The organism is Pantoea eucalypti, from assembly GCF_009646115.1.
Taxonomy (GTDB): Bacteria; Pseudomonadota; Gammaproteobacteria; order Enterobacterales; family Enterobacteriaceae; genus Pantoea; species Pantoea eucalypti.
Genome location: NZ_CP045720.1, coordinates 2525953 through 2539085 on the forward strand (window position 1 = coordinate 2525953; position 13133 = coordinate 2539085).

Annotated in this window: 16 protein-coding genes and 2 pseudogenes; 6 read left to right on the forward strand and 12 right to left on the reverse strand. The window is 48.8% G+C overall.

The genetic code is table 11. The features are described from left to right. Positions 1–2: 2 nt before the first annotated feature. Positions 3–215, reverse strand: coding sequence for a DUF2767 family protein (locus tag EE896_RS11725; protein ID WP_008925950.1), 213 nt, complete (start codon positions 213–215; stop codon positions 3–5). 187 nt (positions 216–402) lie between these two features. Here EE896_RS11725 and EE896_RS11730 point away from each other — a divergent pair, with 187 nt between their 5' ends. From EE896_RS11730 to EE896_RS11740, 4 genes are all read left to right on the forward strand, one after another. After that, positions 403–651 (forward strand): ElaB/YgaM/YqjD family protein, encoded by a 249-nt coding sequence (locus EE896_RS11730; RefSeq protein WP_003851418.1) that lies wholly within the window; start codon positions 403–405, stop codon positions 649–651. Between the two features lie 164 nt (positions 652–815). Beyond that, positions 816–986 carry a hypothetical protein gene (locus EE896_RS22400; RefSeq protein WP_003851420.1) on the forward strand — a complete coding sequence of 57 codons (171 nt, stop codon included), beginning with the start codon at positions 816–818 and terminating at the stop codon, positions 984–986. A gap of 335 nt (positions 987–1321) precedes the next feature. Further along, positions 1322–2383 (forward strand): glycosyltransferase family 9 protein, encoded by a 1062-nt coding sequence (locus EE896_RS11735; protein WP_003851422.1) that lies wholly within the window; start codon positions 1322–1324, stop codon positions 2381–2383. Continuing rightward, positions 2383–2709 (forward strand): DUF1493 family protein, encoded by a 327-nt coding sequence (locus EE896_RS11740; protein WP_140916463.1) that lies wholly within the window; start codon positions 2383–2385, stop codon positions 2707–2709. Before EE896_RS11735 ends, EE896_RS11740 begins: the two co-directional genes overlap by 1 nt. Here the strand turns inward: EE896_RS11740 and EE896_RS11745 are convergent. The 5 genes and pseudogenes from EE896_RS11745 to EE896_RS11765 form a co-directional block, all read right to left on the reverse strand. Continuing rightward, positions 2706–3716, reverse strand: coding sequence for a glycosyltransferase family 9 protein (locus tag EE896_RS11745; RefSeq protein ID WP_008925948.1), 1011 nt, complete (start codon positions 3714–3716; stop codon positions 2706–2708). The genes EE896_RS11740 and EE896_RS11745 overlap by 4 nt on opposite strands. 720 nt (positions 3717–4436) lie before the next feature. Beyond that, a pseudogene (locus EE896_RS11750) lies at positions 4437–4610 on the reverse strand (isocitrate/isopropylmalate family dehydrogenase); the annotation flags it as partial. A 200-nt stretch (positions 4611–4810) separates the two neighbouring features. Next, a complete protein-coding gene (gene umuC / locus EE896_RS11755; protein WP_140916462.1) occupies positions 4811–6073 on the reverse strand; it encodes a translesion error-prone DNA polymerase V subunit UmuC in 1263 nt (420 codons plus the stop codon). Next, complete coding sequence (locus EE896_RS11760; RefSeq protein WP_140916461.1) at positions 6073–6312, reverse strand: DNA polymerase V; 240 nt, start codon at positions 6310–6312, stop codon at positions 6073–6075. Before EE896_RS11760 ends, umuC begins: the two co-directional genes overlap by 1 nt. Before the next feature lie 295 nt (positions 6313–6607). Beyond that, positions 6608–6951, reverse strand: a pseudogene (locus EE896_RS11765) (site-specific integrase); the annotation flags it as partial. Positions 6952–7239: 288 nt separating this feature from the next. Here EE896_RS11765 and EE896_RS11770 point away from each other — a divergent pair. Beyond that, positions 7240–7629 (forward strand): MGMT family protein, encoded by a 390-nt coding sequence (locus tag EE896_RS11770; RefSeq protein WP_140916460.1) that lies wholly within the window; start codon positions 7240–7242, stop codon positions 7627–7629. 196 nt (positions 7630–7825) lie between these two features. Here the strand turns inward: EE896_RS11770 and EE896_RS11775 are convergent, their stop codons facing one another. Continuing rightward, entirely contained in the window at positions 7826–8566 is a 741-nt protein-coding gene (locus EE896_RS11775) for an SDR family oxidoreductase (protein WP_140916459.1), read from the reverse strand. A 182-nt stretch (positions 8567–8748) separates the two neighbouring features. Further along, positions 8749–8937 (reverse strand): DUF2767 family protein, encoded by a 189-nt coding sequence (locus EE896_RS11780; RefSeq protein WP_140916458.1) that lies wholly within the window; start codon positions 8935–8937, stop codon positions 8749–8751. Between the two features lie 491 nt (positions 8938–9428). Here EE896_RS11780 and EE896_RS11785 point away from each other — a divergent pair, with 491 nt between their 5' ends. Next, entirely contained in the window at positions 9429–9584 is a 156-nt protein-coding gene (locus tag EE896_RS11785) for a hypothetical protein (RefSeq protein WP_153574572.1), read from the forward strand. Here the strand turns inward: EE896_RS11785 and EE896_RS11790 are convergent, their stop codons facing one another. Genes EE896_RS11790 through EE896_RS11805 form a run of 4 tightly spaced genes read right to left on the reverse strand, consistent with a single transcriptional unit; the run spans position 9585 to position 12812 of the window. Then, positions 9585–9902, reverse strand: a complete 318-nt coding sequence (locus EE896_RS11790) for a hypothetical protein (RefSeq protein ID WP_140916457.1) — start codon at positions 9900–9902, stop codon at positions 9585–9587. It lies immediately after the preceding gene. Further along, positions 9902–11014 (reverse strand): hypothetical protein, encoded by a 1113-nt coding sequence (locus tag EE896_RS22475; RefSeq protein ID WP_181405315.1) that lies wholly within the window; start codon positions 11012–11014, stop codon positions 9902–9904. The genes EE896_RS11790 and EE896_RS22475 overlap by 1 nt, the downstream gene beginning before the upstream one ends. Positions 11015–11064: 50 nt before the next feature. Further along, complete coding sequence (locus EE896_RS11800) at positions 11065–11664, reverse strand: YmfQ family protein (protein ID WP_140916456.1); 600 nt, start codon at positions 11662–11664, stop codon at positions 11065–11067. Further along, entirely contained in the window at positions 11661–12812 is a 1152-nt protein-coding gene (locus tag EE896_RS11805; protein ID WP_140916455.1) for a baseplate J/gp47 family protein, read from the reverse strand. Before EE896_RS11805 ends, EE896_RS11800 begins: the two co-directional genes overlap by 4 nt. Positions 12813–13133: the final 321 nt, after the last annotated feature.

Genomic DNA, 13133 nt, shown 5'->3' on the forward strand with positions numbered 1-13133 from the left:
CGCTATACGTCGGGTTTGACCAGCCGGATGGCATGATCCAGCCTCCGCTGTTCATCCCGTTCACTATGGGCGCGCTGCTGGCGCGTACGTTTTAGCAGGTCATAGATTTCGCCACGGCGGGTGTCATGACCGCGCTCCATCAGCACAATCACCGCATCGCCAATCACCCGGCAGACTTCTTCATAGTCATCATCATTCAGTGTATCACGTTTCATCGCTTCTCCTCCGGCTGTGGCTGCCTGTGCCGCCTTTTCAAAGGCCAGACAGGAAATGGCTGGCCCGCAAACACCACGCCATTAACAGCCAGAAATGATTTCTTAGCCCTAAATCTCCCGCTGGAAGAGCAGAATTCACTATCTTTGCTACGCTTTGAGGGTCTCACTCATAACCAAGGAGCAATAAATGTCAGGAAAAATCGAAGATAAAGTAAAAGAAGCCGCTGGCGCAGTTCAGGAACAATGGGGTGCAGCAACCGGTTCATCTGAGCATCAGGCTAAAGGCGCAGCACGCCGTTACACCAACCAGGCAACCTATGCTGCCCGCGACGCTGCTGAAACTATCCGCGATCAGGTTCAGTCTAATCCTGTCGCCGGTCTGGCCGTTGCTGCAGGCGTTGGCGTATTTATCGGCTTCCTGCTGGGCCGCAAGTAAACCCGCTGAACGCCAACAGAACGGAAGCCGCGCGCTTCCGTTTTTTTTGCTCCGACGCGTCTCGCCAGCTGAGATATATCTGAAAGATAAGCCTTTTCAGGTCAGCGTGCCGGGAGACTCAGCGTTGAGTTACGTTCTGTTTCTGACAACATCAAGGTGACCTTATGAAAACACTTTCTGCTCTGCTGCTGGTTGCAGCGACGTTTACCTCTCTGGCAGGCTGCTCACAGAGGAGCGACGCGATTAAAGCGGATGGCCGTCCTCATGCGCCAAGCGGTCAGTCTTCACCGGGCGGTACGCTGGGCGCCGGACCCGTGGGGCAGCCTCAGTCATAATTCCCAGCCCCGGCACCTATGCCGGGGTTCATTCATGGCGTTGTATTATTCCTCAGTCACATAAAATATCTTCGCTAATGATTAATCTGCTAGTAGTCCAGCCTGAAATTAAAACCTGCCTAATTCATTAATAAAACTTCCCAGAAAATTTCAATTTGATCACAAATAATTAAATTGCATTTTTATTTAAGTAAAAAAATCGGCCAAAGTTCAAACGAAAATTCAACGGCTCAGAAAAACATTCCGTATTAATGAACTTTATCTGTAGCGTCAATCTCTAACACTCCATAATATTTTCATTTTAATAACATTATTAAGTTCAAGAGAATTCTGACGTGAAGAAAAAAAAGATTTATCTGATAGACCGACTTTTAACGCTTTATTCTCGCTTTTCTACCAGAAAAAAACCTCAGGACCTTAAGACGCTGACGCCCGATACGGTGGTGATCTACTCCACGACAGCGCTGGGGGATTTCCTGATGAACACCCCGGCTATCTGTAGCCTGAAAAAGCACTATCCTGAGAGCAAATTTGTTCTGGTCTCAAGCAAGAAAAATAAAGACCTTGTCAGCCGTTATGATTGGTTTGACAGGATCTATATATGGGATAACAAAATTGCGAATTTCCTGCCGCTGTTTTTCAAACTGCGTCGCCACAAACCTGACCTCTCAGTCATATTACACGCCCATTTCCCCTACGATATTATGAGTTCAGTACTGACGGGCAGTAAGGTCATTGTGCGCGACCATTATGGCAGCGAGTCGCCTGTGTTAAATAAATATCTGAATCACTATTCAGGCTATTTTGACGACCATACCATCAAGCGTAAGCTGAAACTGATTGAAGCCCTGGGTGCAGAGACCGAGCAGACCCGGATGCATCTGCCCGAGACGAATAGCAGCCTGCCCCCTAAAGCTAACCATCGCCGTATTGGTTTTCAGTTGGGCGCATCGAAAGATATTCGCCGCTGGCCGCTGGCCTCTTTCCAGCAGCTGGCAATGACCCTGCTGGAACGCTGGCCCGACACTGAGATTATCATTACGGGTACCGCCGCTGAACAGCCGCTGGAGCGGAAATTTATCGAAAGCCTGCCGCTGGACTACCGTAAGAATGTTACATCCATGGCAGGGAAAACTAATCTCAGTGGGTTGATTAACCTGATTCGCACACTGGACCTGCTGGTCACCGGTGATACCGGTCCACTGCACATCGCCGTAGCAGCGCAGACGCCAACGGTTAGCCTGTTCTCAACCGCCAATCCTCGCTATACCGGCCCCTGCCAGGACAGCGATCGCCACATTATCATTCATCGTCCGGATAAAACGGCGTCACAGCATCCGATGGCAAATATCAGGGTCGAAGAGGTCGGGCAGGCCGTGGCTAAGCTGGTGGGTTAATGAACGATTTTTCTCAAGCCATTGTTGCGCTGATTGAGTATCACAATCAGCCAACCGCGCTGGGCTGGTTCCGGAAAGTGGATCGGAGAAATTTTCATCTGCAGCAATTACCGCTGAATGAGGTAGAGTTTGCCCTTCTGATGAGCGATTTCTTTAGCACTTTTGGCGTCAGCGCAGAGCACTACAATGAAGCGCGCTATTTTCCGGCCTCTGCCCCGCGGCGCTTCCTGCCTGACCGGAGGTTCAGCGCAGGCACATATTGTCCATTAACCGTTGCCATGCTGTGTGAAGCGGCCAGACAGGGACACTGGCCTGAAAATGATTAGGGAATAATGGTCTGGACGAAGGCGTCATAAACTTCGCGACTGCTCAGCGCGTTGACCTCACGTGACGCTGGTTGCAGAACCTGATAGTTAACCTGCCACGGATGCCAGCACGCCGGATCGCTGTCGCCAAACAGCGCCACCACCGGTAATCCCAGCGCGGCACCAATGTGCATTGCCCCACCATCACTGCTCACCAGCCCCTGACACAACGACATGGCTGCAATCAGCTGCGGCAGGCTGGTGGTTGACACCGCCTTGATCGGCAGGTGCGGGCAGAGCGCCATAATTTCATGCGCTTTTTCGTCATCACCTGGATGACGCGGATTATCGCGACTGCCGGGTGACCACAGCAGCATAATCTGACAGGCATGCCGCGTTGCAATCTTTTCAGCCAGTTCGGCAAATCGGGTGGCTTCCCACTGCTGGCTCGGCTTACGGGCGCTGATCTGTAAGGCATAGACCGGCACAGTGGAATCAATCGCACAGGTATCACGCAGGCTGGCGGCAATTGCCGTATCCGGCAACAGCGTCAGTTTGCCCGGCGCTATGGCGCTGAGACTGAAGGGCCGCCCCAGACTGAACAGGGTTTCGCTGATATGACACGGAGACTTGCCCGGCGGGGGCAACAGATCGGTAATTAGCGGATGCGACTGTTCACCTAAAGCAATCACTCTGGTGGGCCGCACCGTTTTAACCCACTTCATACCGTGCTGATCCCAGCGGCTTTTTGCCAGAATCACAGCGTCATAACGTTGCTTTTTCAGGGTCAGCATCAGCTTCAGTCGCTGTAAAACACAAGCCAGCCGGCTCTGCCCTGCCTCGCGGTGATGCAGCTTGGTGTAAAAGAAGAGCTGCCGGATATCGGGATTATGCTGCAACACGGGCGCAGCGTAATTGTTGGTCAGCACATCGACCTGATGCTGGCCAGATTGCGCCAGCGCACTAATGAGCGGCGTGGTCAGTAACGTGTCGCCAATATTATCCCGACAAATAATTAAAACCCGCATATCTGACATCCTCTGCGCACAGGCTACGCCGTACTGGCTGAATTAAAGTAAGACTTGCCCATTCAACGTTCTGAACGCGTTAACGTAACGGCACAAGTCAGCAAATTAGTCAGCGCAGATTGAGGTTGGTTCAATAGTCACGATATTCTGGAAAGACATTGGCCATTTTAAAATCCCGTTCTCTGACTGATTCATTAGCCGGACTGTTGATTGAAAAAGTAAATAACACTTCAAAACTCAATGCCGACAAACACGCAATGAATTTTTTCAGACATGACTTCATGACTATGAATTAATTACCCACTTATAACGCCGGCAAAACCTGAGCAGAAAACAGGCGAAAGATATTCAGCGTCATTAACTATTTAACGTTCTGAAAACTTTTCTCTGAGTACGCTATTTCATTAATCATTATTCAGATGATGCTGGAGGGAAGATTGACGATCGCGGTGTTTCTTTTACCGTGTAATCAGGCAGAGGTACGTATAGAAATATTACCGTGATACGCAGCGATAAATGATTCATCCACACACTTACCTGAAAAGACACCTGCAGCATGCGGTGCGAAAGCAATAAATGTCGTTGGGTTTTCTGCGTCTTTAAAGCGTGCGTCTGCTGAATCTGTTATGACTAAAAATGATGCGGAAGAAAGCGCGAGGGGTGAAAGCAGAAACAAAAAAACCAGCACAGCGTTGAACGCTATGCTGGCTCAGGCAGACATTACATATTTTCGATGATCGCGTCACCAAACTCTGAACATTTCAGCAGTTTAGCGCCATCCATCAGGCGTTCGAAATCGTAAGTCACGGTTTTGTTAGCGATAGCGCCTTCAACACCTTTAACAATCAGGTCAGCCGCTTCGAACCACTCCATGTGACGCAGCATTATCTTTGCAAAACAAGGTTATCCAACTGATTTAATTGATTAAAAACCAAGAAAAAAGTGCTTTTCATGTCCTTTGTTAACGAAAATAAATGCTACGAAATCCAATAGGTTGCACTGAGTTTTGGGGAAGACTTTTATCGCAACTCTGTATGAATTTCACTCATTACAATCTCAGATTGGCAGTGGTAACAGGTTAAAAACAGCTACGCTCATTTTGCGACTGGCAGGTCTGCAAAACGGGTCGTGTAAGCTGGTGAAAGCATTTCTCGCTTCATGGTCCATGACCTTTCAATCCCCTGCCCGGCAAAAAATAAATTGGCCTTCCCGCTCTGATTTAGCCCATCGATCACTCGCATCAGAGCTTCGCTATTAGGCTGTGGCCGGTACTCATCAAATAGATTGAGCTGAGACACACCCTGGCTGAAAAAGTCGCCTAACATCACACCTGCTTTCATATAACGGTGTCCGTCTACCCATATGTCATCAAGTGCGTCCATAGCAACCCGGATGATGTCGCGAGTATCGTTAGAAGGGGTAAGCAACTTTCGCGAGGCCTGATTGCCATAAAAGATTTCACCCTCTGCGTGCGGGCTGGTTCGGACAAAAACTGCTATCTGCTTACAGAACTGCCTTTCTTTTCTCAGCTTTTCGGCTGCCCGCTCTGCGAAAGAGCAAATAGCCTGACGCATGTAAATATATTCAGTGATGCGTGAACTGAATGAACGTGAGCACACTATCTGCTGTTTTACTGGTGCAAATTCTTCGAGCTCCAGGCATGGCTCCCCGCGCAACTCTCTTACTGTACGCTCCAGCACCACGTTAAAATGCTTACGGATGATGTAAGTGCTTTGCTCAGACAGATCTTTCGCGGTAATAACGCCCATGGCATTCAGCTTCTTGCTTATGCGACGGCCAACACCCCAGACATCTTCAACCGGCACCAGCGCCATCAGTTTCTTTTGACGTTCAATATTCGACAGGTCTAGTACGCCGCCTGTCTTTGACCACTTTTTTGCAGCGTGATTTGCCAACTTTGCCAAGGTCTTGGTTGGCGCAATGCCAACACCTACGATGAGATGTGTTTCTTGCTTGATACGCGCCCTAACCCGGCGTCCGAAGTCCTCCAGTGGTTCAATACGGCTCATGCCGCCGAGATTCATAAACGCTTCGTCGATTGAATAAATTTCCACTGCTGGGGCCATACCCTCAAGCGTGGTCATTACCCTGTTCGACATGTCAGCATAAAGTGCATAGTTCGAACTGAAAATATGGACGCCATGCTTTCTGAATTCGTCTTTAAGCTTGAAGTAAGGCGCTCCCATCGGCACCTGTAACTTTTTGGCTTCTGCGGAACGTGCAATGACACACCCATCGTTATTCGACAGGACGACCACTGGTTTGCCGCGTAAGTCAGGACGAAAGATCGTTTCGCAGCTCGCATAGAACGAGTTCACATCAACTAAGGCGAACATCACATGCCGCCATTAGGATTGAACACCTGAAACACGCGCTCATCACCGTCTGTAGGTGAGATATCTCGGAACGTAGTCGTATGTGTCTCTATCCACTTATTCGCCGCCCTTAGCGTGTAATGCCAGTTCATGCGGTCGAGTTCTCTGATGAAGTCGAGTGTGCTGATGGTATAGCGACCGGCAGCATCGCGCTTTATTGCCTGCCGAAAAGCAATCATGATTTCGTAATCTCGCGGCATGATAAATCCTCCTCTGATGAATACTGTATGGATAAACAGTAATATCGATCAGTGGATTTGATCAAGCCGAAACGGGGAGCAACATTGTAAAGTCACTGAGAGTGCTGAATTTTTAGACTGGCGGCTTCGATTGCGGGTAACTAATCTCAAATTACACCCGCAGCCCGCTGAGACTGGCGCGGTTAAAGTTTGCCCCGACGCTGCGGCTCTTTTTACTATGCTGCACAGGTCCGCTAAGAGCGAAAAGCGGACATTGATAACAGCAGTCTGTGTGAATCAACATGGAGCAGGTCAGTCTGGTTGAAATGTGTCTTGAAGAACTAATGCGGGACTGAAAAAGATAGTCGCTACTACGTAAATGAGCCATTTTGATCCATGCGGATAAAGCCGCTCTGGTTCCCTTCGTCAGTTCAAACTAAACAGGGCTGCCCGTTTTTTGCTGCAGCACAGTCGCTCTGCCCGAAACAGAGTGCCCATAGGCCACATCATAAACTTTTAGCTTAACCAGACACAGCTCCGAAGTTTACTGTCCAGAGCCATGTTAAACAGAGCTAAATCGCGTACTTTTCCTTCCAGTTCAAGACGGATACTAATCCCCCAGATATGAGAGATCTGAAGAGGTCTTTTTTGGCCGATGATACGGTCTTTGTTCCACGGTTACGTATTCATACTCAAATCTCCTGAAATGTGAGAGATTTGAGTATGGTTGTCCCTTATGAGCAAATTACTGTCTTTGACAGATATTTCCACTCTACAACCCTGCGCTACTGAAAATTGGGGGATGGCTTACAACCTTGAGCATGATATTTTACTGAGGGAAGAACTACCGCAAGCAGTATGCTCTCCCTGTAGTTGCAGGGCACACACAAAACGTTGCGCTAATTTAGTATGCCCTGTTGTGTGTATCGTAACTTTGAAGAGGAATCTATGGTCCAATATTTTTCTGAAAAAAACACCCTTGAGAATAGAGCATTACAAATATGGCAAATTCTTATCGGATTCTCTTATGAGCGTAAGATAACTACATATGGAGAGATTGCTGATATTCTTGGTTATAAAGGCGCAGGTACGATGGATCGTCAACTAGGTCATATTCTTCATTTTTGTGCTCAAAACAAATTACCACCATTAAGTGTATTGGTTGTAAATTCTGAGACAGGATTACCTGGAGATGGGTTTGATACGACAGGTGATTTACATAAACAGAGAGAAAAAGTATTTAATTTTGACTGGTTTGATATCATTCCACCAACGCCAACTGAGTTTGCTTCCGCGTGGGAAATAGCAGAAAAAAACGATTATAGTGTTCACTCATAACAATCCGATGCAATTGGTGGTAATACTCCCAATTTAATGATTCGGTTAATGCATTTCCTTCAATGAAGGAGTAAGTATCCAATCCAAGCGGGTCATATACGTCTAGAAATAAGTCCTAACTAACCTAGCATTTGTGACGTCCGCTAAGAGCGAGAAGCGGACGTTATTCGATTAATTTCGTGACTTTGGGAAGCGGTCAGTAATGTGCCAGACCGCCATCTACAGCATACTGGCTGCCGGTAACATAGGATGCGTCATCGGACAGGAGGAAAAGTGCAACTGCAGCGGCCTCTTCTGCTGTTCCTGCACGACCCAAAGGAACCTGGCTTACCACAAAATCTTCAAACTGCTGACGAGACTCTTCTGGCATAAAGTGCCTGAAGTTAGTTTCAATCGGACCTGGTACCAAAGTGTTGGCGCGGATACCGCGTTCAGCAAACGCAGATGCCCAGCTTTTGACCATAGCGATAACGGCGCCTTTCGTCGCTGCATACAGGCTTGTCATCGCCGCTCCTTCATATACAGATGAGGATGATGTCACCAGGACGGACGCCCCTGAATTAAGTGATTTGGAGAGAGCTGCCAGCTGTAGCATCGGACCGCGCACATTAGCATTCATCATATGATTGAAAGAATCTGCCGTTACAGATTCCGGAGAGCCTACCTCTGCAAAGCCGGCATTAAGCCATAATCCATCAAGTGAACCCCAGCCTCTGATAGCTTCCCCCAGTCCGTTTATGTCAACTTCGCTTGCAGCATCGCTTTTTAAAATAAGTGATGTCGCAGGAAGCAAGCTGCGTGCACGTTCAAGCCTTTCTTCATTAAGCCCTGTAATGGCTACGTTGCCACCTTCAGTAACAATACGCTGAGCCCCTGCCAGCCCGATGCCACTGGTGCCGCCCGTGATCAGTATACGTTTACCCTGAAATCTTCCCATGCTTACTTCCTTTATTTAGCTGCGGAATCAGCATTTACCTTACGTAAAAAAAACACCATTCGTCATCTGTTTCATTACGTAACCATAGGAACGAATGGATTGCGGCTTGGACGTCCGCTAATGGCACAAAGCGGACACTGCTAGCTTTCAAGGTTAACTGCTTGCCCGTCGCCGGGGATTTTTTATGCCTGTAACAACACTGACCGTGCAATGCTGGCCGCCAACTCATCATGACGCGCTGAGAGCAGCACAATCTTGTCAGCAATGGCATCCTGCGTTACCGGTTCCCCTGCGGCCACCAGCTGCCACACAGCCTCGCCCATTATCCTGCATGCTGCGTCATAGGCCTGCGCCTCGAATTCCTGTTCCATAGTGCCTCCTAACTTGTAAGAGGCGTCATTTTAAATCCGTCGGCCTGAATATACAGGACAGTGTTTCAGGTATGCGAGACGCATTCCATAAAAGTATTTTAAACACAAAAAACCCGGCATTAGCCGGGCTGGTGTTGGCATATCAAAAGTAGAACCAGAAGCTTTTATAAAACTTCACCACTAAAAATATTATTATCGTCCACGCTATCACACATCCAAATAATATTAACGTCCACGCTGTTCTCCTCTTCATAATATTAGCTCCATCTAACAGCACTTAAAATAATCTCAGTTTCAATCTGGTCATAACTGTTTTAACCGATCAATAACGAAAGATTGATCGGTTAAACAGATCGATTACCTCAACTATCTGAAAGTAAATGAATTATAAATATGCCCCATGTTAATTAAGCTACCGAAACATATGTTATGGTATGGTTCCAGGCACATTCATTCGCATTGTTATATAAAGGTAAATGAAAGGTATTAAGATGGAACTTAATGAAGAAGAAACTGAGGTGATCGCACTTTTTCTTAGCGCTCACTGGGATGATTTCTTTGAAATCAGTCAGGAGTTCATGTCTATCGTTGCCCTGCACCGACTGGCTGAAAAGTTTAAGCTCAGTGAAGATAGCCGTCAGATATGATTACTCCTCCGTTAAATCTCTAACTGTAAACACCCCGTTTACATAATTATATTTTCCCAGCGGATCAGCTGGAATGGTATCAGGGTCAACCTCATATAACGTTTGACCCTCCACCATCGTAAACAATTGAACCTGCATTTGTGAGCGTGCAACGGAACAAACCAGCCCATTGGCATCTACAGCTACTGCTCCCACCCAGCCCTGACGGGTCTCATACCAATCGCGCCCCAGCTCGTCGCAGAAATACGCAGCCATATAAGGTCCGTTTCCATCCAATGGCTCAGTTTTATAGTTTTTGACGTTTTTAAACTCATTCATTATGCAATATCTCCTGCCTGCACCCATCCGCTAGCATTGGTGTAGTAATAATCGGCACGATAGTAGATTCCCATTTTGCGACCGTCACCACCTTCATTAGTATTAAACCCAGTCACGCGGCATCCGGCTGGAGCTTCCCAGTCCCCCACCCAATCGCCGCCAACTTTATGCTGCCTGCCTCCGCGTGCTGTCGCCCTTACACAGTTATTGCGGTCAGCGTTCATATTATTTAACTGATTATTTATTGCGACATTGAGCGCATTAATTTGAGCCAATATCCAATTATTCGCGTAACCTCCCCAGGCGGGGCCATATAAATTGCCATCCGGCGCAATGAATCCCTGCCCTGCATATACCGAACTCGGAGCATGTATCGTTCCATCATTACGAAATTCAAACGATCTGACGATGCCAAAGCCATCAACCAGTATTTCAGCAAATGCATAATTACTGATAACCTCTACCAGACGGAAACAAGCCGATGCGCCGTCTTTGAAGTCCATATCTCCGCCGCGATTCTTCAGACACGAGCGCCACATAGGAGCGTAAAGAGCCTGACCGGCGCTACCGTCTTTAAGATTAGAGATAACGGTCGCGCTAACCTCCTCATTGAGATAGCCCCCGGTCATGGGATATGCGCCAGTTTGCGCGGCTGTAGGCGGGTTTTGTGTGGTGAATGCTTCTCCAACGTCAGTATCGTCAACGGTGTAATGTAATTTTTTCCCGTCCCAGTCAATATACAGATGATGATTGCCGGAACTATGCTTGCCGCCATTTGCCTGGACAGCTTGCCAGTTACCTACATTATCCAGTCCAAGGTGACCGAGCGCCTCGGACGCGTTTTTCAGATCGCTCAGGTTATTCTCAGAAATCAAATAACCGCTTCCGGAAATTCCCTTTGAAAGAATCGCCTGAATAGCCTCAGACAATTGCTTATCATTGGTTTTATCCGGAACTATTCCCGCTGCCGCCAGGACCGCAATTATTTCTCTCTGAACACTGTTAAACCATGCGGCCATCAGCTCTGTGGGCTGAACATTCCCCGCAACGTTGCCATCTGTAAATTCGCCATTACCATCGGCTGTATCGGTGATATCACCAATTTTTTGCATAAGAAGTCCCTCACAATGAAGTGAATATAAAGTTGAGAAAAAGGTTTTAATCAGGCAGGTATGTAGTTGATTCGTAGAATAAGATCGGGCGCTACAAGCCGTTTAAGAATGCACTCAAGCGTTTTATTACCCCATGTCCTGAGCGGATCGCCGCAGTGAGCCTGCCCACAACGCGCGCGCAATATGGTCGTTTCAGGCACATTAACCTGCAGAACCAGAGGCCAGTCATCGCCATTAATCGGGTCGCCACAGGCAGACAAGCCGCAGCGTGCGCGTCGGTACTCAGTGACCGTAATAACATATCCGGACGTTGCGACCGCCTGTATGAGCGCATCGATTGACAGACCACCCGAACCTGTCAGTTTTGTTACGACAGCCAGGCGTCGCCGCGCTATCGTGCCCATCTCACTGATGGCGCAATCGTCCGGCAGCCCCAGTGCTTGCTCCCAGTCTGTCAGAAGTGAACCTGCCGTGGCCGGGAATGCATTTCTAAGAAGCGAAAGTGCCGCCGTGTCACTAGCCTGATATGATTTTGCCAGCCCCCTCAGTACGCGCGCCTGTACTGAGCCAGGGGGATGTTTCCAGGCTTTACCCTGGGGTAATAACAAGCCCAGAGCGCGCGCGTAATCATCTGTGCTGTAGCGGCTCATGATGCGCCCCGGCTGAAAGTAATATTACCGCGAACCGGCAGCTCCCCAGCACTCATCTGAATGAAAATGCCGGAGGGTTCATTCAGAACAAAACCACGTGTGGCACTGATAGCGCCGATGGCCAGATTCAGATCGGAAATAAAAATTTTTCCGCCCGGCTCGCCGTTGTCGAAAAACACCTCATCAACAGCGCTCTGAATGGCCGCGACGGTATCGGCATCAGTGTCAGGAATGCCGCCAATATCAAGATCAACGGTTCGATTTATGGGTGAACATACCCAGACCAGTGTGGTGGCCGGACGTTTTGAGAAAATGTGATTTGCTACGCGAAGCTGATCGCCCTGCGCTTTGCCATAAAGGTATTTTTCATTGGTTGCGACACCGTCAACACCAACCGGGAATCCATGATTCGCTCGGTCTGTCCCATCGCACATGAAGTAAAGCCCAATGCTGCCCGCCCCCAATAAACGTGGCACTACCCAGGCACGGGTAACACCGGACACCTCCAGCGCCCAGCGTTTGTAGTCATCCTCGCTACCACCCTCTGCGGATGACTGATACGCCTGCAGGATGCGGCTGCGGAATCCCTCCTGTGATTCCATATCAGCGCCGCCTGTAATAGCCTGCACCGCTGTCGCAGTGCTGACTACGCCCTCGATGGCACCATCGATTGCCAGCAGGGTGCCTGCCTGAGCATTGCCGTCTGCCGGAGTGAGTGCACTTCCGCTGAGCGGCAGAACAGCGGTAATGCTGCCGCTGCCACTTCCAGCGGCAGAAATCGTAACTGCAGCACCCAGCGTATATTGCATGCCACCGGTCCGGTTCAGAACGGTTCCGGCTGCGATAGTGCGCCCTGGCACGCCGGAGAACATCACCTCGGGTCCTGTCGCCGCCGTCGCGTCTTTCCTGTAGACGTTTTTTAGTGCCCCCCACGCAGCAAGCCACTCGTCTTCTGCGGTGAATGGGTTGCTCTGACGCGCTATCCAGTCCAGATAGTCAAAATGCAGATGGCTCATACCGGCGTCCATATCTGCAATAATCCGCAGATTGGAAAATCTCAGTAACTCGGATGGATTTTCCAGCTCCGAGGTAATGAACTGCCGGTTCCGGCTGCGCAGCTCACTGAGTATAGGTCGCTGATACGGCATTATTATCTCTCCATAACCAGTTAAATTTATATTGATGCGAGCTGCCGTCCGGGCTATTCAGCGTCACTGTGAGGTAAAGCCGGTCGGGCCTGACTATGGTGACTGTTTTCCTGTCCACGCCAGCGTGCGCAGCGTAGGCGCTCATGCTCATCTCTGACATATGAAATCCTCCGAATGGGACATAAAATGGGGCATGTCCCATAAAGTGGGACATTGACTGGGACACAAAAAAATTATGCGGCCAGAAATTTTCTATAAGAAAAGATGAGTTAGCGCGGAATTGCATAACTATGCATTGGGACATTGGGACACAAAATCAAA

Coding starts and splice junctions, on each gene's coding strand:
- EE896_RS11725 (WP_008925950.1), bottom strand. CDS start 215: ATGAAACGTGATACACTGAATGATGATGACTATGAAGAAGTCTGCCGG.
- EE896_RS11730 (WP_003851418.1), top strand. CDS start 403: ATGTCAGGAAAAATCGAAGATAAAGTAAAAGAAGCCGCTGGCGCAGTT.
- EE896_RS22400 (WP_003851420.1), top strand. CDS start 816: ATGAAAACACTTTCTGCTCTGCTGCTGGTTGCAGCGACGTTTACCTCT.
- EE896_RS11740 (WP_140916463.1), top strand. CDS start 2,383: ATGAACGATTTTTCTCAAGCCATTGTTGCGCTGATTGAGTATCACAAT.
- EE896_RS11745 (WP_008925948.1), bottom strand. CDS start 3,716: ATGCGGGTTTTAATTATTTGTCGGGATAATATTGGCGACACGTTACTG.
- umuC (WP_140916462.1), bottom strand. CDS start 6,073: ATGTTCGCCTTAGTTGATGTGAACTCGTTCTATGCGAGCTGCGAAACG.
- EE896_RS11760 (WP_140916461.1), bottom strand. CDS start 6,312: ATGCCGCGAGATTACGAAATCATGATTGCTTTTCGGCAGGCAATAAAG.
- EE896_RS11770 (WP_140916460.1), top strand. CDS start 7,240: ATGGTCCAATATTTTTCTGAAAAAAACACCCTTGAGAATAGAGCATTA.
- EE896_RS11775 (WP_140916459.1), bottom strand. CDS start 8,566: ATGGGAAGATTTCAGGGTAAACGTATACTGATCACGGGCGGCACCAGT.
- EE896_RS11780 (WP_140916458.1), bottom strand. CDS start 8,937: ATGGAACAGGAATTCGAGGCGCAGGCCTATGACGCAGCATGCAGGATA.
- EE896_RS11785 (WP_153574572.1), top strand. CDS start 9,429: ATGGAACTTAATGAAGAAGAAACTGAGGTGATCGCACTTTTTCTTAGC.
- EE896_RS11790 (WP_140916457.1), bottom strand. CDS start 9,902: ATGAATGAGTTTAAAAACGTCAAAAACTATAAAACTGAGCCATTGGAT.
- EE896_RS22475 (WP_181405315.1), bottom strand. CDS start 11,014: ATGCAAAAAATTGGTGATATCACCGATACAGCCGATGGTAATGGCGAA.
- EE896_RS11800 (WP_140916456.1), bottom strand. CDS start 11,664: ATGAGCCGCTACAGCACAGATGATTACGCGCGCGCTCTGGGCTTGTTA.
- EE896_RS11805 (WP_140916455.1), bottom strand. CDS start 12,812: ATGCCGTATCAGCGACCTATACTCAGTGAGCTGCGCAGCCGGAACCGG.